General features: G+C 49.0%; 21 protein-coding genes. 14 read left to right on the top strand and 7 right to left on the bottom strand.

Annotation, left to right across the window (positions count from 1 at the left end; genetic code table 11):
* The first annotated feature begins 399 nt into the window (after positions 1–399).
* Together ACTRXD_RS08350 and bamE are read left to right on the top strand one after the other, a co-directional pair.
* Positions 400–1,314: a vitamin K epoxide reductase family protein gene (locus ACTRXD_RS08350; RefSeq protein ID WP_442431370.1), complete on the top strand. Its 915-nt coding sequence runs from the start codon at positions 400–402 to the stop codon at positions 1,312–1,314.
* Between the two features lie 205 nt (positions 1,315–1,519).
* Positions 1,520–1,909: an outer membrane protein assembly factor BamE domain-containing protein gene (gene bamE, locus ACTRXD_RS08345; RefSeq protein WP_442431369.1), complete on the top strand. Its 390-nt coding sequence runs from the start codon at positions 1,520–1,522 to the stop codon at positions 1,907–1,909.
* A 121-nt stretch (positions 1,910–2,030) separates the two neighbouring features.
* Here bamE and ACTRXD_RS08340 read toward each other — a convergent pair whose 3' ends face one another.
* Positions 2,031–2,687: a hypothetical protein gene (locus ACTRXD_RS08340; RefSeq protein WP_442431368.1), complete on the bottom strand. Its 657-nt coding sequence runs from the start codon at positions 2,685–2,687 to the stop codon at positions 2,031–2,033.
* A gap of 867 nt (positions 2,688–3,554) precedes the next feature.
* Here ACTRXD_RS08340 and ACTRXD_RS08335 point away from each other — a divergent pair.
* The 3 genes from ACTRXD_RS08335 to ACTRXD_RS08325 all read left to right on the top strand — a co-directional run bounded on the left by ACTRXD_RS08335 (position 3,555) and on the right by ACTRXD_RS08325 (position 8,201).
* The gene (locus tag ACTRXD_RS08335) at positions 3,555–4,829 is read left to right on the top strand and encodes a sialidase family protein (protein ID WP_442431367.1); all 1,275 of its coding nucleotides are present in this window, start codon (positions 3,555–3,557) and stop codon (positions 4,827–4,829) included.
* Positions 4,830–4,840: 11 nt separating this feature from the next.
* Positions 4,841–5,362: a TlpA disulfide reductase family protein gene (locus tag ACTRXD_RS08330; RefSeq protein WP_442431366.1), complete on the top strand. Its 522-nt coding sequence runs from the start codon at positions 4,841–4,843 to the stop codon at positions 5,360–5,362.
* A gap of 523 nt (positions 5,363–5,885) precedes the next feature.
* Positions 5,886–8,201, top strand: coding sequence for a TonB-dependent receptor family protein (locus ACTRXD_RS08325; protein WP_442431365.1), 2,316 nt, complete (start codon positions 5,886–5,888; stop codon positions 8,199–8,201).
* 223 nt (positions 8,202–8,424) lie between these two features.
* Here ACTRXD_RS08325 and smbP read toward each other — a convergent pair whose 3' ends face one another.
* Positions 8,425–8,778: a small metal-binding protein SmbP gene (smbP, locus tag ACTRXD_RS08320; protein ID WP_442431364.1), complete on the bottom strand. Its 354-nt coding sequence runs from the start codon at positions 8,776–8,778 to the stop codon at positions 8,425–8,427.
* Between the two features lie 636 nt (positions 8,779–9,414).
* On the opposite strand from smbP, the gene ACTRXD_RS08315 reads away from it, so the two are divergent.
* From ACTRXD_RS08315 to ACTRXD_RS08295, 5 genes are all read left to right on the top strand, one after another.
* Positions 9,415–9,912, top strand: a complete 498-nt coding sequence (locus tag ACTRXD_RS08315) for a hypothetical protein (protein WP_442431363.1) — start codon at positions 9,415–9,417, stop codon at positions 9,910–9,912.
* Positions 9,913–10,193: 281 nt separating this feature from the next.
* Positions 10,194–11,270, top strand: a complete 1,077-nt coding sequence (locus tag ACTRXD_RS08310) for a tetratricopeptide repeat protein (protein ID WP_442431362.1) — start codon at positions 10,194–10,196, stop codon at positions 11,268–11,270.
* Positions 11,271–11,748: 478 nt separating this feature from the next.
* Complete coding sequence (locus tag ACTRXD_RS08305) at positions 11,749–13,068, top strand: VWA domain-containing protein (RefSeq protein ID WP_442431361.1); 1,320 nt, start codon at positions 11,749–11,751, stop codon at positions 13,066–13,068.
* A gap of 77 nt (positions 13,069–13,145) precedes the next feature.
* Positions 13,146–13,679, top strand: a complete 534-nt coding sequence (locus ACTRXD_RS08300; protein ID WP_442431360.1) for a TadE/TadG family type IV pilus assembly protein — start codon at positions 13,146–13,148, stop codon at positions 13,677–13,679.
* A complete protein-coding gene (locus tag ACTRXD_RS08295; protein WP_442431359.1) occupies positions 13,676–14,254 on the top strand; it encodes a TadE/TadG family type IV pilus assembly protein in 579 nt (192 codons plus the stop codon). Before ACTRXD_RS08300 ends, ACTRXD_RS08295 begins: the two co-directional genes overlap by 4 nt.
* A gap of 327 nt (positions 14,255–14,581) precedes the next feature.
* Here the strand turns inward: ACTRXD_RS08295 and ACTRXD_RS08290 are convergent, their stop codons facing one another.
* Complete coding sequence (locus ACTRXD_RS08290; protein WP_442431358.1) at positions 14,582–16,159, bottom strand: AAA family ATPase; 1,578 nt, start codon at positions 16,157–16,159, stop codon at positions 14,582–14,584.
* Between the two features lie 200 nt (positions 16,160–16,359).
* Between ACTRXD_RS08290 and ACTRXD_RS08285 the strand changes: the two genes are divergently transcribed.
* The 3 genes from ACTRXD_RS08285 (at position 16,360) to ACTRXD_RS08275 (ending at position 18,398) form a co-directional block, all read left to right on the top strand.
* Positions 16,360–16,965, top strand: coding sequence for a c-type cytochrome (locus ACTRXD_RS08285; RefSeq protein ID WP_442431357.1), 606 nt, complete (start codon positions 16,360–16,362; stop codon positions 16,963–16,965).
* Positions 16,966–16,990: 25 nt separating this feature from the next.
* The gene (locus ACTRXD_RS08280; RefSeq protein WP_442431356.1) at positions 16,991–17,314 is read left to right on the top strand and encodes a hypothetical protein; all 324 of its coding nucleotides are present in this window, start codon (positions 16,991–16,993) and stop codon (positions 17,312–17,314) included.
* A gap of 472 nt (positions 17,315–17,786) precedes the next feature.
* Positions 17,787–18,398 (top strand): Slp family lipoprotein, encoded by a 612-nt coding sequence (locus ACTRXD_RS08275; protein WP_442431355.1) that lies wholly within the window; start codon positions 17,787–17,789, stop codon positions 18,396–18,398.
* A 223-nt stretch (positions 18,399–18,621) separates the two neighbouring features.
* Here the strand turns inward: ACTRXD_RS08275 and ACTRXD_RS08270 are convergent, their stop codons facing one another.
* The 4 genes from ACTRXD_RS08270 to ACTRXD_RS08255 form a co-directional block, all read right to left on the bottom strand.
* The gene (locus ACTRXD_RS08270) at positions 18,622–19,473 is read right to left on the bottom strand and encodes a hypothetical protein (RefSeq protein ID WP_442431354.1); all 852 of its coding nucleotides are present in this window, start codon (positions 19,471–19,473) and stop codon (positions 18,622–18,624) included.
* Positions 19,474–19,905: 432 nt separating this feature from the next.
* Positions 19,906–20,391 (bottom strand): response regulator, encoded by a 486-nt coding sequence (locus ACTRXD_RS08265; RefSeq protein WP_442431353.1) that lies wholly within the window; start codon positions 20,389–20,391, stop codon positions 19,906–19,908.
* Positions 20,392–20,522: 131 nt separating this feature from the next.
* Positions 20,523–21,191, bottom strand: coding sequence for a 5' nucleotidase, NT5C type (locus ACTRXD_RS08260; RefSeq protein ID WP_442431352.1), 669 nt, complete (start codon positions 21,189–21,191; stop codon positions 20,523–20,525).
* 215 nt (positions 21,192–21,406) lie between these two features.
* Positions 21,407–21,979: a S16 family serine protease gene (locus ACTRXD_RS08255; RefSeq protein WP_442431351.1), complete on the bottom strand. Its 573-nt coding sequence runs from the start codon at positions 21,977–21,979 to the stop codon at positions 21,407–21,409.
* A gap of 543 nt (positions 21,980–22,522) precedes the next feature.
* On the opposite strand from ACTRXD_RS08255, the gene ACTRXD_RS08250 reads away from it, so the two are divergent.
* Positions 22,523–23,797, top strand: a complete 1,275-nt coding sequence (locus ACTRXD_RS08250; RefSeq protein WP_442431350.1) for an HD-GYP domain-containing protein — start codon at positions 22,523–22,525, stop codon at positions 23,795–23,797.
* Positions 23,798–24,179 lie beyond the last annotated feature (382 nt).

The raw sequence follows: 24,179 nt of genomic DNA, 5'->3' as shown, positions 1-24,179 counted from the left end.
CATTTCCTGGTTACGGGCAGAACGAATCGGCGTAGAACATCCAGGGACGGACCGGCCTCCAACCTTGGACGAGTAGGGTGAAGGTGGTTTGCGCACCCGCAGCCTCCTAGGCCTTCACCCTACTTCTATGCGCACGCCACCTCTTCCTTTCTCAACACAGTTCAGCAACCCCCAAATAAATTTCGCGGCACATAGTTTCCGCATAGGGCCTCAAAATTCCTCAAAGACCTCAAAATCCCTCTCTTACGTCGGACCTTAAAGCAACAAGCCGTTTGGAGTTTTGATTCTGTGATCAGCAATCCATCGTGGGGAATACCGGCCTGACATTACCTTGGCAAAAGTCTCCCCTACGGTCGGGAGTATTTGATACATTGTCGGGATTTCAATGGCAGGAAACCCATGTTACACTCGCTCCCGAAGCACGCAATGGCAAAATCCAAACGACAGACACAATCAGTCGGCTCTGAAACAGCAAGGAAGCCATCGAACGCTCCGTCTTCCATGTTCTCAGGTTCGAAAGCCCTCCTCGACCTTCTCATCATTATTCTGGCCGGTGCCGGACTATTGTTAACTGCTTACCTGACCTATACGGCCTCGTTCGAGGTTCATCCGGCATTTTGCAGCGAGGGCTCGGGCTGCGACATTGTGCAGAGCAGCCGATGGGCCACCTTTCTGGGTATCCCCATGGCCATGTGGGGCTTCGTGACCTATATGGTGATTGCGGGGCTGGCCTGGTCCGGCCGTGGCAAATCCGGTAGCGGAACGGTATTGATTTACGTGGCGATGAGTGGATTCGCCGTCAGCGCCTACTTGACCATCGTCTCGGTCGTGGAGATCGAAGCCACATGCCCATGGTGCCTGACTTCATTTGCCATCATCACGACAATTCTTGGTCTGGCTCTCGCTCGACGGCCTCCCGATTGGACGAAATCACTGAAAGAGGCAGCCGTGATCGGCCTTGTCATCGTCGGCGGACTTCATTTGCATTATAGCGGGGTGTTCGACGCAGCCGCCGGCCCGGAAGATCCCCAACTTCAAGCTTTAGCCATTCACCTCAATGAAACCGGTGCCAAGTTTTACGGTGCTTATTGGTGCCCACGCTGCCAGGAACAAAAAGCCGAATTTCTTTCGTCCGCCAAACGGCTTCCTTACGTGGAATGTAGTTCTGGAGGACGAGGAAGCGCTCTCACCGCTCCCTGCGTCAAGGCTGACATTAAAAGCTACCCCACGTGGATTATCGGTGAACGCCGGTTGGCCGGCCTCAAGACCCCACAGGAATTGGCACGGGCCTCCGGGTTCGATTGGCAGGAATAAACGATCCGGCTTTGTCTTCCCCTCCATCCCATCAGACCTCCGTTGCTGGCCTCCCCTGTACCCACACCTTTCCGACTCCGGAAATCGTAGATTCCACCGCATCAACCCGTTGGAGCAACCTGATCCCGAGACGTTTCCAGGATTGTGTGCCCATGGGATAGCGGTTCGTAATATAGAGGGATATTCGTCAAAAGGTTCACCGGCGATGACACGGCAACTCTATCAGAAGGTGGTCATGAAACCGGGATGGATCTATGCTTTCCTGCTTCTGAGTATAGTCCTAAGAGGTTGTGGAACGGGTAGCCATATGATCACTCCCGAGCAGCTTGCTCGGATAACCATTGGGATAACAACCCAACAACAGGTACAGAATCACCTTGGAGAACCAAAGGAAAAAATTATTGTCTTCGAAAATGAGAGGGAGTATACAAAGTGGAACTATTTACTCACGACACGGGTTCATGATCTTCAAACCGGTGTCCCACCCATCGGGGTGACGCAAGTTCCGATTACCCGTGCTCACCGCCAAACCACGGAAGTGGGGATTATCTTCGATCAGAACGGCCTCGTCACAGAATTTCGGGAAAGAATGTAGTAGAGCGAGCCATCATCGCTTCTCCCAATAAGACCACCCTTCAGAACCACGATGAGGGAGAACACGCATATGCGAATTCTCCCCCTCACCGCCGTCAATGACGAAACGCCAATGATGCTTCTCAGTCTCGATCACGAAATCCGTGTCTACGCGACTCCCCTTCCCTGAAAAATTTATTTCTATCATCGTCCTGATACCCATGGTGGTCTATGCCTCGATGGTCAAGAACACCTTTGGGGAATGTCTGCGGATCTGCCACACAGGCAAACCGGCTGCCTTGGGGATTTTGCGTTCCAGCCCCGCATACCCATACTTCATCAAAAAATAATGGCCCGGCTTGCGGGTCGCTGAGATCATTGATCTCCCCCCTGACTCTGAACCCATATGCCCCGTCAATCGTGGGTTTGAACCAGGCATTGTACCGATTGTCGGCTCCGAAGGCCTGCTCGGGTTTGGCCAGTCGATGCTCCTGAATGATCGCGGAACCCACGCTTTCTTCCTTTCGAAACTGAACCTGCGCTTCGATATCCACCACGTCTCCATTACTCACGCTGATAGGCTTCCCGTCTGATGTCCGGGTCACAAAAAAATCAAGGGCATTGACGACATCCTCAAATGCCGGTTCGATCCTAAACCCGACGGCTAAGGTATAGGGCCCGACTTCTCTTGGCTCATGAGGATTGGCCATGGCGACCGATTGCACCAGCAATCCCAATGCCATCACGATACACATTCCCGAGCCCACTCCATACCATTTACCAATTTGCGTGCACGGCATACCAGATTCCTCCTCATTGGTGAAGGTGAACATGATTACGAAAATTTTCGAAGATCCAGGCAGAAATATATCCTGTGATCGAAAAACTGGCTACCCAACCATGCTCTTGTCTGCCAATGGTTACACCATGAGTTTTTCACGCGTTGATTTCTCGAACAACAGAATGAGCCACTGACATGGCATCACGAAAGCTTGGAAAGGAAAGAAGATATTGAGAAGCTGTTTTCCCCAGCCGGGTCTGAATGTGCAACTATGCCAAAGGCTTCGAACATGTGTATCAGGAATATTTTCGACTGTTGCACAGATCAGTAAAGATCGGTAGAACAATCTCACCGGATCGGATACATTTTTCCTTGAAGCTGCGAGATCATTCCACTCTTCCAGCGGAACTCGGAGCGGCGTGATTCATCCCTGACCTACCCCGCTCCACTTCAGGGTGAAGGCATTTGGACTTGCAACCTCCTTGGCCTTCACCCTGACTTTTTATTCCAAAATTCATAAATGAATATTTTTTTCTCTCCATGATGCTCGACCTCTTGAATAATCATTTTTCCTGGCATCCATAATGCTTATTGAAAAACTGCTCATTCACCGGGTTCCTCTACTTCCCCATTGGCTGGGGCTTGAGAAATAAATCTGAAGTTTATCACTCAGTGATTTTTCCAGAAACGTTGGTTTAATGGTTCGAATTATTTCATTTAACAAAAAAACTGTAGTATCGATATGCATCCGGTGCGGAGCTGACACACACTCCACATCCTTAAGGTAGCGTAGGCTTTCACTCTTCTGGTAAAAATACACACTCTCACATTTAGGAATGATGAACGTTTTTCTTCTTCCTACATTCGAATATCCGTGGAGGCACCCATGATAAGACCTGTACTTTTTGGAGCCATTTCTCTAGTCCTCTCGATGGGCCTGGGAGGTGAAATATCCGAAGTCATCGGGGCGGAACCCTCTGCTCCGATGCTTCAGGCAGGAGCTAAACACATCATCGACCATCAAGGCATGCAAACCACCGGCCCAGCCGCTCAACTGAATAAAGACGGGACTCTTCACCTCGCCTGGGGCGGAGAAAAGCAGGAAGATCGAGGAGTCTATTATCTCAAGGTTCCACCTCAACAGGAACATTACCCAGAACCCATCAGAGTCAATCTATCCAGTCCACCCGCCACCTCCCTCCACGAACCACCGGCCTTGGCGTTAGGCATCAAAAACGATGTGTACATCACCTGGACAACACCTCACCCCGAAGCCGGCGGTAAATTATTTACCAATCTTCTTCTCCTGAGCCGGTCACTTGATGGGGGGAAAACCTTTCTTCCTCCTGTTCGAATCAACGACGACGACGCCGTCACCGGCCATTCCTTTGACCATTTGACCGTCAGTCCGAATGGTTCCGTCCATATCGCCTGGCTTGATGCCCGGGAAGGGAAAAAAGATCCGGCCACCTATACGGTCTTTTCTCAAGACCAGGGCAAAACCGTTTCACCAAACCTAAAAATTGACGAATCCAGTTGTGTCTGCTGCCGGACCCATATGACTACTGCCTCTGATGGCACCGTCTATCTGGCCTGGCGCAAGGTCTTGACCGGTGCGGTCAGGGAAACGGTGGTGTCTCGTTCCACCGATAACGGGAAATCGTTTTCTCCCCCGGTTATCGTGGGCAATGATCAATGGGTCTACGAGGGCTGTCCCCATCGTCCCGCCACCATGGGAGTCGATCAGCAAGGGCGCCTCTATGTCACCTGGTACACGGAAGGCCCTGATGATACTCCCGGTGTGTATCTAGCCTATTCCGATGACCAAGGAAAAACCTTTACCCCCCGGCGCTTATTGAACATATCGAAAGGCACGTTTCCGGATCATCCTCAACTGGCCGTGAATCAGGCAGGGCATCTACTCGTCTCATGGGAAGAGCAATCTCCGGTACGACGTGAAGTCGTGTTCATCTATTCCCTCGACAGAGGGCAAACATTCAGTGCCCCGAATAAGTTAAATGAGAAAAAAGCCAAAAGTCCGTCCGTGGCACTAAATGATAATGGACAAGCTGTCATTGCCTGGTCGGAGCAAGTGGCTTTCCCGGGATGGAGTACGGTAGTCCAGCCTCTTTCCTTTCCCACCTCGCGGACGGCTCAATAACAGCCAAAACCATGACACCGCTTTCTCTACTGGCTTCAGGGATCCTGGGAATGGCGGTGGCATTGGGAAATCCCTCTTCCACCCCGTGGATTCTTAGCAAATTCGATAGCGGTCAAACTCTCCCTCCTTTCCAGCTCCGCACCCTGCAGGGCGCATCTATTCATTCGGATGAATTAGAAGGACGAGTTCTCATCTTAAATTTTTGGGCCACCTGGTGTGGCCCTTGTAAGGAAGAAATGCCCTCGTTAGAACGTCTTCGTCAAAAGTTCTCTCCAGACCGATTGGCCATACTGGCGGTTACCACCGATATTCGTCCTCGAGAAATCAAAGTATTTTGGCAACAACTCAAGTTGCATTTCGATGTCCTCCTGGATGAACAGGAAGAACTCTCTCAAGCGCTCATGGTCAGAAATCTTCCCACAACGGTGATTGTGGATACTCACGGACATCTGAGCCAACGAATCATGGGGCCCAGAGAATGGGATAGCCCTGAATCCGTCGCGTACATCCACAACCTCCTCAACCCCAAGTAAATGCACCAGCGGCTTCAACCGACTGCTCTCCTGACATCAAGCCTGTTTCTCGCCATGCTCCTGGCATCCACGGCGTGCATGGCCGTGCAAGACCTCTCTCTCGATTCTCCGGAATCCCATCACAGCAATACGAAACCTCTTCATGGGGTTCTTTGCAACTGGGCCTGTCACATCGGAAAACTTTCCTCAACGTCTCCCATCACCTCTCCGTCGTGGCATTCGCCATTCCAGGAATTGGGCGCCGTCCTTTCTTTCTATGCCCAGCCTGGCTTACTCCCTTTTCTTCCGAGCAAATCTGCCAGGGCTCCTCCACACATCCTCTTCTTGTTTTCCTCTTAAATGATTCTCAAGGCTCCGTTGTGGGTTGCGGGAGATTCACGCCTCCTTCCACATACTCATGAATCCTAACCTGGGTCTCACCCGAAAATTCCTTCAGTGAGCCTGATTCTTAGTTGCTGGCCACATGCATAGCCGGTTGGCTCATGCGTGTTCTATTTACCTTTTTTTGTAAGGAGATTACCTCGTGAAACAGTTTCTTTCTGTCTGTTCGTGGAATTGGTCATGGCCAATCTTCGTCCTACTCTTCACCGTACAAACCATTTCCAGCGTCTCCTCTCAAGCCGTTGCTGCATCAAGCGACCCTTCTACGGTGACCCAAGAATCCCTTCTTCAGCAACAACAGGAGTTGGAAGGTGAACTGGATCACATCAACAGCAGGCTAGAAGAAATCAGGGAACAACTTAGGGAATTACATCAAATACCTGCTTCCCAACAAACCGTTGAACAACGCCAGAAACAGACGACCCTCCAGGAAGAGGAAGTGGTGACACTCGAAGAGATGAGTATTGTCAGCACCCGGATTTTAAAACGTCCCGAAGGCCTGACACTATCCTCCACCCCTCAATCGGAAACCGAATCCCAACCGACCCGAACGATGAAAGAATCCATGGAATCTCTTCCCGGCGTGGTACTCCGCCAGGCAAATGGACCCAGAGACTTCAGTATTTCCATTCGAGGATCCGGAATCAAAACGGCCTTCGCCATCCGGGATATCAAAGTCTATGAAGATGGCTTTCAGCAAACGCAGTCGGACGGATTGTCACGGCTCGATATCCAGGACCCGTGGTTCATGAGATCGACCGAAGTGATCCGTGGAGCGGCTTCCTCACTGTATGACAATTATGCCCTAGGTGGAATGGTGCATTTTAAAACCCGACGGGGCAGTGACATCAATGGAGTCGAGGGGTTTTTTGCCGGAGGATCATACGGATATAACAAACAGGCGGGCGCGTTCGGCCAACACTGGAAAAATCTTGATGTATCGTTATTTGCCAGTAACGCCGCTGAAAACGGGTATATTGATCATAGTGGATATAACACCCAGACGTTGAATTTGAATTTCCGCTTCACCATTGACGAAAAACAGAGCCTGTACGTCAAAGCCATCACCAACTGGCTGGATACAAAGGTGCCGACCCGGCTTACCAAGAGTCAATTTAACGCAAACGATCGACAGGCCGGATCTGGAACGAAAGCAAGGGATCAATCTCGGCTCGACCGCCGCACCATTATCGGATTAATGTATGAACGGCAGTTGACACCCAACCTCATCTTGACGACAGAAGGGGATTATGACGTCAAAGATATCAACCAGTATTTCAATCAAATCTTCGATAATGTGAATACCAATTGGAAACATTATACCGATTTGCGCCATACCGGCCACATCTCAGGCATGCCGCTGAACAGCTATCTCGGGTTCTTCATCAATAATATGGAACAGGAGGGGCAGACCTTCCAAAATTTGGATGACGGCCAAGGCACGCGCGGCACGTTGATCCAGAATAACCGGGGAACCATTCGAAATATCGGAGGACGGTTCCGAGAAGAGCTGACATTCATACCGAACTGGACCGTCGCCGCGGGTCTGGGTTTTGAACAGTCCATCGTGAGTATCCAGACGATTAATTACACCAATGGGGTGGTCTCCAGCCGTCCCTCCACCACCAAGACCTACTACAATTGGGCTCCTGAAATGTCTCTGACGTGGAAACCCAGAGCAGGCTATCGGCATTGGATCAGGGGATCCACCGGATATGGCATCCCGCAATTCAGCAACTTGACCCGCAATCCCCTCACGGGTCTTCCCGGATCCAATTTTGACTTGAAGCCCCAAAAAAATGTGAACGTGGAATTCGGCCACGAAGCCCAGCTTCATAATACCTTCAATATGCAACTTGTGGGATTCTGGATTTTCTTTCGCGATGAAATTATTTCGCAAAACATTTCAGGTACGAACACGGCCTCCGTCAATGCCGACTCTTCGGAATATCGGGGTGTCGAGGTCTCCGCAGATTGGAGACCGATACCCGGTTGGCAATTTCACGCTGCGTATACCCACATTGATGCTAAGTACATCAACTTCACAGACCGGTATCTGGTAAATGGCGTGGCCACCGAGGTCAAACAGGACGGCAATGACGTCCCCAACGTCCCTTCGGATGTCCTTAACATGAAGGTCATGTATGATGATGCGAAAAATGATTGGGGAGCCTGGCTTGAGTCTAATTATTACAATAGCTATTTCCTGAACAATGGCAATACCGTGGGAATTCCTTCCTACTGGATTCTCAACGTCAATCTTCACAAGACCTTTACCTTCAACAATGATTGGTTTCGGTTTGCCAAGTTCTTTTTCGAAGTGAACAACATTGCGGACAAGACCTACGCAGCGTCCGGTCAGGTCGTGTCCGACGCGACACCCGATGCCAACAAACAACTGTTCTTTGCCGGATATGGCCGTTCCTTCTACGGAGGTGTGACAATAGGGGTGTTCTAAATATTCAATGGTTGTTTTCGGAGGGTAGATCCTGGTGAGGGAGGCCTGAGTGCTCCCTCCCCTGGCCGATCGGAACCCGATTAGCCTGCAGCCAATTTGTATGGAAGACATGATCGAATGGAATGAGGAATCCCTGACCTCAACCCTTCTCATTGATTTTCGACCAAAAAGAGGCGGGTCCTATTCAGTGACCCGCCTTTTCACATCTGAAATTAATCGAGATTTAATGGCCCTGTTGGAGATGCTTCAAAGCTTCCTGACTATGCTCGCCCGCAACTTCGCCGTGTCCCTGTTTGCCATGATCCACCGCCTCCCCGAGATGACTGATGCCTTCATCGACATGGGCATTGGCACCTTCCTGCTTGGCCGCATCAGCATGCGAAAGGGCCTCCTCGGCATGCTTCGTTGCTTCACTGGCATGTCCCATTTCTCCATGGGCTTTTGCCTCACCGGCATGCCCAATCGCTTCATGCAAATGTTTATCGGCTTCCGCCAATGTGACAGCCGGAATTGCCAAAAAGCCCAGCACTCCAACACAACCCACCATTCGAATGAGTGTAGAAACTTTACTGATCATTCCTTCCCTCCTTTGATTTATAAGTTACCACTATGCAAACAGCATTTTCCGGACGGTACACCCCGTACTATCTTCTACCAACATGTTTGCCATCATCCTTTATGCCCCTTACATAAACTTCCCATTTAAGGTTCCTTACCCGACAAACTATGTCAACTGCAAGCTAATTTTAGATTGGTACGAAAAGGACTCCTTATTCATAACTGCGTCGCTCTGGCACATGTATCATTAACCACACATAAGATTTTCTGACACTTCATAGAATGCAATGGAAAATGTGTTGCATACATGAGCAACCGTCTGTAGACGATTTTTATGGCTAGTCCTATACTCTGCCCAAGTCAGATAGCCCTTTATTGTGCTTTTGTTACAACCTGACCTAAAAGAAAACCCTGACGAAGGTTAAATTGTGTTGCTCTTTTGGATGGAAGGTGCGAAAGGGAACCCTGACCCCCTAGAAAAACCTTCTTCCTTCTGTGGAGAACGATCGGGATGGGGCCTGGTATCGCCTACCTCCGCTTTTCATCCCGGTCTTCACGGAACCTGAAACCTGGAAACAAAAGCATGAGATACATGCCGATACATGAATCTACAGACGTGATGTTCAATCACTATATGGTTTCCAAAGGAGGATTTATGATGCGTGGCTCTGTTATCTTTTCAGGGTTTCTTTTGTTCGGTCTTTTGTGTGTCGGATCACCCGTGTTTGCGCTTCAATCGGGTGGCGTTGAAATCGGTGATCTCGAAACAGGTTCTGTGACAGGACAACCCTTTAAGCGTCTTGATGTAGATCTCGCATTTACGGCGATGCAAATTTCCGGGAAAAATGCGTGGTACCCCCCAACAGCTATTCTTAGCCTTGTCGCAGGTGGAACGGGCGGACGAGCCGGACGACCGGTATTATTTCAAGTGACCAATACACTGTCTACAGACTATACGTTTCATCTTTCAGCTGACTCGGCAATGGCCGGACCAACATCCTTAAACACCACCCTGGTTTTAAAACCAGGAGAAACAAAGTATATCGGCATCCCAACGAGCGATCTGACCTATGTCACCGCCAATAATTTATTAATCTATGGCAATCCAGCAGACAAGGGTGGCCTTTCCGGGCAATTACTGGTTATCCGATAAGTCCCGAGGGCCCGCAACTGATACAGCAGATAAGCCCTGCCTTTCATCATGAAGGCAGGGCTTATCTGCGTGAGTGACAGAGGGTGGTCGCACACTAATAGAAGAAATTTCCCCGGTTCGAACTATCTGTCAGGAGGACAATACCCCCTGACTTTGAGGCTTACTTTTTCCATCCCCCTGATTCACATTCTGGCAAATCCGCAGGCAATACGATACAATTTTTAATCTTAATTTTTCTGAATCTTCCCGATTGAAACCACTTCGACTGAAAGAAGATCCTCATGCGCAATCCGAGTCATGGCATTCTCTCTCACGCTAACTCACACAGCATATTGTGGCAGAGAATGTTCCTATGCCTTATATTCCTCTGGCCCTTGCCAGCGTTCGGGCACCAGGCCGGAAATTTTTATCGAGACGCCGTTGCAGCCATTGAAAAGCAGAATTTCAAAACCGCCCAAACATTACTCGAACAGGCCATCCAGGAATTCCCAGGTTTTCCCGAAGCCCATCATTTGTATGGTCTGGTGATATTTCAACTCACCCAGCAGCCTGAACAGGCGATTTCCGCCATCCAAGAGGCCATCCGCCTTAACCCGAATTTAGCTCAAGCGCAGTATGACTTGGCGTTACTCTTTATCAAGCAAGACCATATGGAAGAAGCTCAAAAAGCCGTTCAGCAGGCACTCGCTGTCTATCCACGTTTTTGGGAGGCTCGGCTCACCCTCGCAAAACTCCTGGATAAGCAGGCACTCACGAATCAGGCTATTCAGGAATACCAGGCAGTTCTCACTCAACAACCCTACCAGGAAGAAGCGTTGTATCATCTGGCTACCCGGTTTATGCAAGCTCAAGATTACGACCAAGCACAGGTCCTCCTTACCCAATTAACAGAACACCACCCAAACCAGACAGACGGATGGTTATTGCTCGGCCGGATTGCGGAGCGGCAAAATCAACCCTCATTGGCCTTAAATGCTTACCAACAAGTCATTCAACTCAATCCGGAACAATCGGAAGCCCACTACAATCTTGGATTTCTTTACCAACAACAAGGCAACCTACCAAAAGCCATCGAGCATTTCCGACGCGTCAGTGAACTCAGGCCTCAGGATGCCGAGGCCTTTCTCAATCTTGGAGTCCTCTTCGCAGGAAACCATCAGTTCGTGGAAGCAGAACATGCGTACCACACGGGAATCGCCTTGCAACCGAATTCCCTGGAGGGCCATTTCAATCTTGGCGCCTTTTACGAATTCCACAAGAAGGATCTTTCTCAAGCACGAAGCCATTATCGGAAATACCTTGATCTTGGCGGAACGGACACCCGAATCCAACAATTACTTAACCAACTTGAGCAATAGATTGTCCCTCTACGTTCAAAAAATTCCTCGAATTCTTCTTTAGGACCTCTCCTGCCGAACAGCCTGCTATCCACTCCATTATCTTCGTCTTCCCATATTCTTCCTCCTTAGGCTCACGGGCTTCGCTCGTTGACACTTACAAATCCTCAAGGCTCATTCAAAGCTGTCTCATCTCCTCAATCTGATCCGATACCTCTCGAAAACCGATGACCACAATTGGCCTTGAACAAGGGACAGGAAAATAACGTTTTTGTCCAAAAGACCTGTTGCCAATTTTCGAAAAGCACTCTCTTCCAAGCACAACTAGACACAAAATGTGAAAAACTAGCCATTTGGACAGTATTTCCAATCGGCAAGTTTTTCAAGATTCAGTCGATATTCTCCTACCAAAGAACCTCCGCGTTGAATCAATGAGAAATGATTAATTGCTGTGAGGTTTGCGAGGTTATTGATCCTTTTATCCAGGGAGACAGGGAAAATGGGACGCAATTCAAACAAAGGGATACAGAGTCCGTTACGAAACCAATGCGGCGCCTACATCCTGATTACCGGCATCGCTGTTGTGGCCTTGTTCGGATTTGCCGCCCTGGGGATTGAAGTCGGACGGTGGTACGCCATCCAGGGAGAAATGAGTAAAGCGATAGATGGGGCTGCCTTTGCCGGAGCCAAGAATGTAAACAATCCAAATATTACGGACCTACACGGGTTTGTCGAACAAGTGGCTCAAGCCAACTTTCCTCCAGGACTGTTAGGGACAGACACGCCAACGTTCGTGGTATCCGACAACGGAAATGGGAAAATTACCGTGCAAGGCACCACGAATTCCATCAATTCACTCTCGAGAGTGGTTGGGGGAAACCATAGCACGACCGCTATCGCAGCAGACGGGTCAGCTAAACTTCGTAATGCAGAAATCGCCTTAGTTCTGGACGTGTCGGGGTCGATGGGAGGCAGCCCCATCAGCGATTTAAAAGACGGGGCCAAGAGCTTTGTAGAAAATTTTACCGACCAAGAAGCTGATAATAGATTCGCCTTGTTGACCTTTGCCACAGGGGTCCAAAAACCATTTCCTATGGACCATGGATACGTCTCCCCCATGACTTCAGCTATCAATGGATTGAGTGCCGGTGGGGGAACCAATGCCGAAGATGCGTTGGCCCAAGCCCTGACCCTTCCCTGGTCCGATCAATCCGGCGTTCCCGCGAATGAACGCACCAAACAAGTTGTCATTTTTTTCTCGGATGGAAATCCATCAGCCTTCCGTGGCCAATTTAAGCATGAAGGAGTAAATTATGATGGAGTGGCGGCCTTGGATGGAGGCTATGTGAATGTTTATGGTTCTATGGGATATCCCGAGCCACAGGCATCCTATGAGAATTCAATTAAAATCACTTATACCGGAGATGGGAAAAAATCGGGGACGGCTTGTTCCCAAAAAAACTTTAGTGGCCAGTTACATTATTCGGTCAAATGGTACATTTTCCAAGATAGCTCATATGGACTGAATAGCTTCGGCCCAACTTACGGGATGAACCCTGAACAATGCGCTATAACCAATCCCACTCCCTTGGGAGACTATGTGAACTACCTGGTTCGTCAAATGGCCATAGACAATGCACAAAGCATCAAAAACAACGGAATTGAAATTTATACCATCGGCTTGGGAAATATAGACCAAAACTTCTTGAGTGCTCTCTCCAGTGGGCCGAAATTTGTCTACTACACTCCTGATTCATCCGAACTTGAGGGGATTTTCCAACAAATTGCTAATATCCTCAAACTTGTTCTCATTAGTTAGGCAACCACGATGCCACACGTTTGCAGACACAACACGCGGGCCCTGAATGATACATCCACATGCAGGAAGGCTCCACAATGAACAGCTTGGTCAGGTCGTTACGAAAACTGATGTCTCCATGCCAAACCGAATCGGGAATCTCAGCCGTGGAATTGGGAGCGACCATGCTGGTGTTTCTCACCGCTCTCTTCGCCGTAGCGGAAATGGGTTGGTTTTTTGTGCATCAGAATACCCTCACTTCTGCAGTACGAGAGGGCATTCGTATTGGAACCGTTGGCGCGACTTCAGTCGATGGCAATGGGAATGCCTTATCCCGTGAAAATTCAATCAAACAAGCGATTCAACAGAGCGCCTCTGCAGTCATGGATATCGACCCGTCAGATATTTTCATTTTCCCCGTCGATGCCGATTGGACCGATCCTGATGATCCGGCAGTTGTGGCAACGGCAAGCGCCGGGGGTGCCGGAGCCTTTATGCGAGTCCGGGTGAATTTCACCCATCAGTTTTTCACACAATTGATTGGTGGGTTATTTGGACCGGGAGATTCCATTGTCATTTCGTCCGAGGGGACCTACCGCAATGAAAATTTCATCTTAGGAGGCGGCTCATGATCCCATCCTTGTTACAGCCGGGACGAAATGAACGGGGAACCGCTTCCATCGAACTCGCCTTTTCTCTCATGATTTTCCTCTTCGTCGCATTTGGCATCGTTGAATACGGAAGCATCATCAATGAACGCAATGCCCTCACACAGCTAGCGAGAGAAGGCGCAAGCTTAGCCTCGCGAAACCTGACGACCAACCAAAACATGATGGACCTACTCGGCTCCACCGACAATGCACTGGATTTTAAACACCATCCATCCAAATACCATATTTACTTAGCCCAAATCACTGCGGGGACCGTCGCGAACAATAATCCCACCTGTGCAGTTGTTGAAGAGGGAGGCTTAAACGGCTCGGGTGTAGCGGCTCCAGCGCTTCCGAATTGTGATTTACCGCAAAACCTTTACGACTATTTGGTGTATGTTCCCGGTACCGGTGCAACAGTACAACAATTTACCGTGTTAAAGGTCTATTATGAACATGACCCGATAACCCCTCTCGGGGCATTAGCTACGCAATTTGGATGGGGGGCAGGCACCGTGGGGAATAGCGTGACCTTGTTTAGCCAAGCGATTTTTTGACCTATGACATCAAAAGTTTGTTCAGGAACATTCTCCCGCACCATATACTTTTAGATTGAATAAACCGCAATCTGTCATAAGACTTGTGAAGCAATTAGACGGAGCCAACACACCCTTCACAGTCGTTCTTCACATATCTTCCATCGTTAAGATCAATTAGGGTTGATAGAGAAGCCTAACCTTCCTGATCTTCCTGATGCATTTCCAAAATTGAGGACTGCCTACCATCTCAAATCTATACACACGTTGCTCAAATTTCCTACAGCGCGAGAATACCACGCCAGGACCAGACCATCGAATCACTTTCGCTTATTTCCTATTTTGGCTTTAATTTGCACTATTTTTTCGCTGTTCAAAAAGGCTCCTTATTGTAGATCTGAACGTTTCCAAATCGGTCGAATCCACGCGAATGGTCATGTCATGTTCAAGCTCGGTTAACGGCTCCTCGTTGGCCTTTTGCTGCTCCATGACTCCAATCGTTGCGTCAGAGGCATCGGACTTTTGTTTGGCCCGACTTGCTATTCGCTCCGCCAACGCTTCCTCTGGCGCACAGACATCCAAAATGACAATAGACACATGACGCTCATGAGCGAGCCGGAAGAATGATTGTCTTTGTGCGCCCTCAAGAAATGTAGCATCCACAACCACAGAATAGCCCGCCTGTAACATCGTATTTGCAAGATCCCATAACCGATCATAGGTTACACGAGTCATATCTGACGCGTACAACCTCTTTGATGTTTCCTGACCAGCGGCGAATTTACATTGTTTGGCATGAATCCGCTTCCGTTCCACATCGGATCGTACGCGCACGGCACCCAAAGCTTTCACCACTTCATTCGAGACCGTCGTCTTCCCAGTCCCGGATACTCCGTGCATCAGCATCAACAGGGGAGGAGCAGGCATCACCAATCGATGTGCCAACTCCACGTATCGGATTATTTCTTTTAGAATATCCTCCTGTACCGGGCCTCCTGGTTCGACCTGAGCTAGACGCAAGCCAGCCACTTTAGCTCGAACCAGTGCCCGATAAACCTCATACAGTCGGAATACACTCATCCCGGCATAGTCACCCGTCACTTCCAGATAACAGTTCAAAAACCAATAGGCCAAATCCCCTCGGTCCCTGCTCTCTAAATCCATGACCATAAACGCAACCTCACTGATGACATCAATCCAACGCAACCCTGGTTTAAATTCCAAGGAATCAAACACACAGATCCGGCCCTCAAATAGGGCAATATTTCCTAAATGAAGATCACCATGACATTCTCGAATCTGCCCTGAAGATTTGCGGTCTCTGAGTTTTGTCTTCAATCGTTTCCATTCCTGATTTGTCCATTCCTCGATATCCTTCAAATAGAATTGAATCCGCGCAGGGAGGGCCGCCAGAGGAATGTCCTCAAAGCACTCAGCTATAGGTCCCCATACCCTATCCGGCTCTCCATAGGAAAGGGGATCTCCTGCAGATTCAATCCGGCCATGAAATGTTCCAATATCTCTGGCCAGTTGACCGACCACAGATTCATGCAGGTTGCCCGTCTCAAGGAGATGGTGAAACTCCTGATCGGGAGGAAATTGTTTCATTTTGACGGCCCATTCAAAAGGGCTTCCGTCCCCATCCATGTGAGGATCTGATGGGGACCCGGTGATGGAGACCACCCCCAGATATAGCTCTGGGGCTAACCGTTTGTTGAGACGAACCTCTTCTTCACAAAACCATCTCCGTTTTTCAATCGTCGAAAAATCAACAAACGAAAACAACACCGGCTTTTTAATTTTGTAGACATACCGACCGGTTAACAACACCCACGAAATATGCGTTTCCACCACCGTGACCTGACTCACAGGGTGTGAATAACATTTCGGGTCCTGAAGCGATGCGACTAACTGGGAAGAAGTCATAGCCATCACATTGAGACCATCGGCTCTATCAGAAGAGATAAAATTACATCGTTTGGAGCCGAAATTACTGAATGCATTTACCCATACTACCCAATTTCACTTCTTTCCCCAAACAGAAAAAATGACCCACTGATGATGAACGTTCATTTGACTTGTGAAGAAAATCCCCGAACAGGTACACTATAAAAAGCTGACCAATTATGTTGAGACGAATCAAAATCTTTTTTATTATCATTCTTCTCCTGTTGGTCGGGTCCACCTTGGCTGCGCTCTGGTTGTTGCCGGGTACTTTCTCCGCGAAAGCCACTCCGCCCGAGTGGGAAGTGAAAGCTGCCAGGTTTATCCGACATTTGGCAACGCCGAGCCACTTTCTCAAAATGTCAAACCCCGTCCCTTTTTCTCCTGAAAATCTTGCACAAGCCCGGCACCATTTTGCCGATCACTGCGCCACCTGCCACGCCAATGATGGAAGTGGGAAAACCCATATGGGTCCGAATTTCTATCCTCCTGTTCCGGACCTCAGAGCCCCAGCTATTCAAGCCATGGCTGATGGAGAATTGTTTTATGTCATCCATTACGGCATTCGATTTACCGGAATGCCGGCCTGGGGGAAAGGTCTGCCGGAAGAAGATTTCGATAGTTGGAAATTAGTTCATCTCGTTCGACATTTCCCCAATATCACTCCTGAAGAAATTGCGGAGATGAAACAATATAATCCTCTTACCCGTGAAGAACGCGAGCAACAAGAAGCCATTGATCAATTCTTATCAGGAGAAGATGTCTTTCCCCAAGAGCACCAACATTGATTTTATCATCCAAGGAGTCACTATCATGAAATATTTCAGTATTCTAGCCGCTTTGTGCTCCATTTTTCTGACCATCCCCGCCTGGGCCCATGGCGATGCTCCTCATGTAATGGGAACCGTCACTGAATTGGGAAATGACCATGTGGTGGTCACAACTCCAAAAGGGGAATCCCTCACTCTCGCCTTTCATCCTCAAATTACGTTTCAACAAAATGGTATTCATGTCGAAAACGCCCGGCCGCAGGTTGGGGACCGACTGGTGGCCGAGGTTTCAAAAAAGGGCGTCCCTGAAAACCGAGATTGGGTTGCGACGGAAATCACGTTTTCCACACCAAAAAAGAAGCCTTGACTGCTGAACACGACTCACGACGGAAAATGAGAAACACAAATTATTCAGCTTTTAGGTAAAGCCGAATCCATGCTTCATCCGGATTGACTGACCCAAAATTTAATTCTTCCCATATCCTCATTATCTTCTCAAGATAAGTGCCTTTTTCGATCCTCGGGGAATTTGATCATTTCCCGCTGCCTTTAGGAGTCCATGACAATTGCCTACCCATAACTAGCTCCCAGATTCGTAGCGATACCTCAGAAATCCCGACGAACGGTCTCATAAAAAAGCAGGGCAGAGCCAAGATTGAGCAATTGGGCCGGGGTGGATAACCTGAACGGGAGGCGATCTGAGGTCCCATCTTGGAGAAAGGGAGCCAGACCTGTTACTAAAAAAGACTCTCGGGTCAACCATATCATCAGATGAATCTGCTGTATTTGCATCTCTCAACGATGGAGGAATATGCTGTAATTATTGATGAAGGAGCAAGATGACTTACTCGAGCGCCATTAATCTCTCACCTGTATTTTTTCCCCATAAACTGGTTTTCCTTTTATTCCTCACCGTGCTTTGTACCACAGGATGCTCTAGCCCCTACAGAAGCACCCTTCCTCTAGATCTGGCGGAACAAATCGACCCCCAATTACTGTTCCCGCGCATCAAAGAGGACCCTGACAACTTCAAGGGAAAACTAATCATACTTGGAGGGCAAGTCCTGTCGGCAAAACGATTAAAAGATTCAACCAAACTCACGATCCTTCAATTACCCCTCATCGATGAACAGGAACCCACAACCGAGCTTACGCAATCCCAAGGACGATTTATTGCCGAACAGGAAGAATTTCTAGATCCTGCCACAGTCCCTCCTGGAAGCCGGCTCACCCTGGTTGGAGAACTGTCCGGCTCCGTCCAACAGAGTCTCGATGAAACCATATACACCTATCCCACTCTCATAATTAAACATTTCAAAGTTTGGCCAGCCTATCCGCCTGATTACACCCGGTATGGACCCTATCCTCAACCCTTGTTCTATCCCTATGCCTTTCCGTACTGGGGAGGATATGGCCGGTTTTATCCCTATTACCCTTTTGGATATTGGTAAAATCCTCTCCCCAAGCCACAGACTCTCTCTCGCCACTGGTTTTCCAAAGAGGCCCAGGCATTCAAGCATCCCATAATTTCTAGAAATTGAATCCACCCACGAACTTCATTGGGCGGCAACCCGATTCAACAGTTGAAAATTTTAGAATAAAAAAAAGGAGGAGGCATGGCCTCCTCCCACAATACACGAGTATTTCAACTTAGCTGAAAACTGGGCAGTGAATTTACAACTTTGTGTCCGGTTGATTTTCCTGGGATATGGGTTCAGTTGGCATCTCTTCCCCAGACGGGGCTTCCATTGAATGCTCTTCGCTGATAGAGATTTTTTCAATTAAAGTCTCTTCCACAGGAGGAATTTCCTCAATTACCTTGGCTTCCATTGAGGGGGGAGCGATGACTGTCACGCTATCAAAATCAGCCATTAACCCTATCGTATCCTCTCCTCCGTCTAACAGAAGCGTAATATTTGTGGTATCGTTCCGCCATTCCGCCACCATCTTTAAATGGCCACGAAGCAGGGCTTGTCCCCAGAGACTTTGATCATATTGGTACAACGTATCCAACCAGATTTCCTGAACCGACGTCGGCATACCATAGGACTGGGTTATCCAATTTTGGACCGTATGAAAATCGTTCACATAGTCCGCCGCATCATCATGTTTGGGTTCAAATAAATAGTTTGCCTGAGCAAGTTGGTCTTCATAAAACGTGTAGGTTAACGACGCATCAATTCCTTCGATTTGACGACGATACCCTACCCGCTGCTCGTAGGGCTCCAATACCGGAGATTGGAGTTCCCAAACCGGTTGCACCGGTTCATTCAGCTTGACCTCCTGAGCATTCATTCCCCACTCGGTACTTCGCCGTTCAAACGTCTGAGGTTGGGCAGGAACCACCGTTTTTTGAATCACGGAAGGTTGCGATTGGTGGTGGGTTGGTCCCGCCAGCAAATGACCATTCGAATCCCGGTGACGGGTCAACACCAAATATTCAGAGGCCTCATAGGCAAAACTTGTCGTCAGCAATGTTGTTCCCATCATCATAACTGCGCCCGTCAAAATAGAATGTGTTTTCATAGCGTTTCCCATTGTCCCCAAGGTTTTCAAACGCAAGGAATGATCAGAGGATCCCTGAAAGGATGATTGCACAGGTGTATCTCCCCTTATCACTACTCGTTAGTCACTATAGGATAGTGTCGGTTGTTGAAGAGAGAACTTAAGGGGGAGGAGCAGAAGCCGATTATCAGGACAGAGCTAACATTCCCAAGCCCAAATTAGGATGGGAAGTATTAAAAAGCAGGACCACTGGAAGCGAAGAATGCACGTTACGAAAAAGAGGAGAAATCGGTCAATTATGAAGAAACCTAATTGAATTCCGCATACCTAACCTTCACCAGGGACAGGAAAAACCAATATAGAGCAGGAGCGGTTACAAGAAACGAGGCGAGAAGAAAGAACAGGCACCAAAATTTGCCTGGAAGAATGGCAGATCCCCCAAGGCACCGACTTTTAACACCAGGCAACATTGGTAGAGGAATCCCCGCCACTTCCAGCCAACGGTTGTGCAAGAATTTCCGCCCAATGCGTTCTCAAATTAGTAAACATCCGGAGATATCCGGTATAAGAATTGGGTTTTTGTATGTATCCGTTTACCCCCATCCCGGCGGTATGACAGATATCCCTTGGAGCTTTTGATGTGGTCAACACCACAATTGGTATAGATGCAAACGATGGATCCTTCTTGATTTCGATGAGAGCCTCCCCTCCGGTCATGTGAGGCATATTCAAATCCAGGAGAATCACACTGGGACGTGGGGCGTATTCTCTCCTCGAAAATTGACCACGGCAATACAAATAATCCAGCAATTCGGTGCCATCATTCACGCACCGCAATTCCTGTCCTACCGGGATCTCGTCCCACGCCTCTTTGACAATTTCACAGTCATCGGGATTATCATCAACAAGCAAGACCGTGTGGATAGGAAGAGTCATCATTAGTTTTCTCGAGTTAGCTAAACAGAAGATCACAATCTGTGCGGGGCCAAACCGCTTCTCAACAGCAAAGTCCTCTAACCTCTATCGGCAATTTCCATTAAATACTTTCCTGCCCCCCAACCCTCGCACGCTTATGGCTGTGAGATTCCCGTCGAAACACCGGCCGCCGTCAAAGAACAACCATTGAGATGAACCGAGAATAACTGTCGAAAAGCAGGAGACTCCGGGATATGTTTGGGCCAACTAGGAAGATGTCGGACATGCAACCACTGCAACAGAGCATCCCAACCACTCACCCGAATAACATCAGCGTGAGGAATAGCACGATTCCAGGGTTGATCCATGACAAAGACTTGTCTATCGAGGGCTCGATAGGCCTGAATATGGTGAGGATGATCGTCAATCGCGGCTGTAATCGTTTCGGGAATGTCGGTTTTTTCCTCAGTGTGGTACAACGCATCAAAAGGGAGACCATGCCTTTCTAACCAACGAAGAGTCTGTGGTCGTGAATACGGACGCCGGGCTGTCACGATGATAACCCGATAGCGACGATGAATGAGGGTCAAGGCCTGTTTTGCTCCGGGAAACAAAGGTAGCCGTGGGATAGACTCCTGGTGGAACCGGCAGAAAATCTCTTCAAGGAGCTCAGGCGCTAATTGGCTAGCATCTAATCCACCGGCACTGCCATACAGACCCACAGGCCATAACCTTCCCGTCAATTCCTGAAATAAACGCTGCACTTCAGGCTCAGCCCGGCCTAAGACATTATCAATATCAACCGCAAAACATGGTCGGATCATAGAAAATTACCCCTAGATATTTCCTTCAGCACAAAAACCTGCAAAAGAGAAAGGCCCAAGCCAGAAATTGCTCCTTTCCCTTTTTTCTACCATAGAAATATTCGAACTAAACAAGCAAGCGGAAGGCAAAAACCCCTTTCATCCACCACACATGGGAAATCTCCTCCCTCACAGAGATCACTGTACACAGGACGGAATGTTCAATAGGAGTGAAGTTAGTGGGTTAGGCTGACAGCAAAAGACTGGTCATTAAGATGGCTTCGAAGAGGCCGATGGGTCAACGCGAGATAGGCGTGTTTGATGGATCCCACCGGTGTCACTTCCATCAGAAACGGGGTTTCCCAATCATCATCCGCGACGTCCGGTTCCTCTGGAATAAGCACCCGTCGATACCGTTGTTCATACGCGGCCAAAATCTTTAAGGGGACTCCTCCCACAGTTCCCACATGTCCATCCGCCGTGACGGTGCCCGTCAAAACCGTCTCCTCATCCACGGGCTCATTTTTAGCAAGAGCAACGACATTCAGGGCCGCCATAGCCGATAAACTTTCCCCGTACAACGTGACTCCCGGATAGGGCAAAATAAACTTGACCGTCCATGAATCAGGGTTCAGCCCGGCTGCTTCCACCACCAGAACTAAAGCGTCTTTGACCGATTGCTGGGCATAGGGTGAAAACTTCCCTGGCCTGGAAAGAAATTGAAGATCCAAACCTTTGTGATCCCGTCTCTGAAGAAATTCCAATTGAATTTCCGCAACAATGCCAACCTGTTCAGATTGTGCATTCATCGTGGTCCCAAGAATGGGAATCACGGTTCGAACATGTTTGATTGGTGGACTCGATTCAGAAGCAGCATGGCCGAGGGGAGGAAATCCCCATGACAAAAACACGAAGAAGAGGCCACATATGAGGAAAGACCAAGATGTCGAAACGACATCTCGTTGAGTGTCAGGCCCAGCAGAGAAGGAATCTGAAGAACCCCCGTGAAATGATGCTCGACATCCACCCATCGCCATCTCCCATGAAAGCTGTCTTCCCCTTTTCGGCCTGGCAAGGAGAACACTTAAATTTCATGAGGTCAGGCACTATGTTTTGCTGGCTCTGATGATCCCTGGGCCTTATCAATTCACAGAATTTTCTGTCATTGCCCAACAGAAACATCTCCCCTATCACAACACATCCTTAGACATAACAAGCCCTTCACTCCCACCACGTGTTCACTACTGAGGATGAGGTTAAGAACGGGCAAAAGGACGCCGATGAGGACACCAGGCATTCCCCACAATGAAGAAATGAAATTTCCTTCCTAAGAACCCCTCATCGGTATACATATGGCCATCAAACGAATTCCAACGACTTCCGCTCAAGTGGGAATGTACCTCTGTGGAATCGACCGCTCATGGATAAAAACCCCATTCCTCCTGCACCGGTTTCTCATCAAATCTTCCAGCGATATTGCCAAATTAAAACAGGCCGGCATTCAAGAAATCGCCATTGATACTGATCGTGGGCTTGACATAGTGGCAGACTCTGAACCGCCACCCACCCCTGATGACGTCTCATCCCCCCCGAATTCACCTATCCTTGATTCCTCCCGCCCCCCCGCAGTCACACGGGTTGACCAGCTTTCACCCTCTGTGCAGGGAAAATCACTATCCGGTGAACTCACTACGATGAAGATGGTGCGGATGTATATGCTTGAAGGCATCCAGGATATCCTCCACACACTGCAGAAAACCGGACGGCTCGCCATGGAACAAGTTCATCAGATCACTGAATCCGTCATGGCCGAATCCCTCCGACATGAAGAAGCCTGCATCGCAATGATTCGGACCAGGGACTTTTCTCCGGCCTTATTCGATCACGCACTCGCGGTCAGTACATTAGCCGTTTTATTGGGACGAGCTGTGGGGTTGGACAATACAGCGTTACAACACCTGGCAAGCGCAGGCCTTCTCCATGACGCAGGGCTCTTGAACATTCCGCAAGTCCTTCACCGACCGCTCAACCAGTTATCTGACGCAGAATTAGTCATGTACCATAAACATCCCCATCGGGGTGTTGAGATGCTGTCCCAGCAGTCAAGTCTTTCGGACGAGGTTGATACGTTAATCCGTGAACATCATATTGCCCTGGATGGCACGGGATATCCTGCGAATAGCGATCCAGCCAAAATTCAACCATCCAGCCGAATCCTTCGTATTGTCGACGAATATGATGAATTGTTAACCGGTCATCACACAGGAAATCCCCTCCCGGTCAGAATCGCTCTCCAATCGTTGTATCAACAAGGCAAGAAAGGGCTATTAGATGGCGCATTAGTGGCGACATTCATTAATCTTATTGGAATCTATCCTACCTATGCCCTGGTGGAATTAAGTACCGGGGAACGGGGAATCGTCACTGCGAACTCCAGAGATAATCTGCTTCAACCCACGATCCTTCTTATCCAGGACGCAATTCATCAACCCTTGCCTGAACCGATCCCGTTCAACTTCTCTGTACTCTCCTCTCATGAATCGCGGCCGGAAATTGTGCGGGTCCTTGCTCCAGAACAAGTCGGCATTGACCTTGATTCTGCTCTGGAAAATTGGATGACGTTGTAGCCATCCCTGCCTGTCGGTCAGAAAGCGATTACTCCCTCCGTCCAACCCGAAAGAACATGTTCCCGCTGAAATCACCCGCAATCCACGGCAATGTCAAGGAAGAAACGCCACTGAGCCTTCCCGCAAGTTTCAAACAATAATGTCGATACAGGGCGAAGCATCACCCAAGGATGTCTCACCGCATCAGCGGCGGAACGGAGGGCTCAAAAATGGAACAGATCCGTCAGCAACCGACCACAAAAACATGGCGTCTCCTAGGCCTCACCGGCCTGGCCCTCTCGGTCGCATTCGTCCTGAATGAAGGACACGCCCGAGAGCTGCCCAGGCCTTCCCCCATTCACTCCCTCAACACCCACAGGACTCACCCCACCAACATGACATC

The sequence above is a fragment of the Nitrospira sp. T9 genome (genome assembly GCF_052156535.1).
Lineage (GTDB): Bacteria > Nitrospirota > Nitrospiria > Nitrospirales > UBA8639 > Nitrospira_E.
This window is presented reverse-complemented; position numbering and strand designations above follow the sequence as displayed.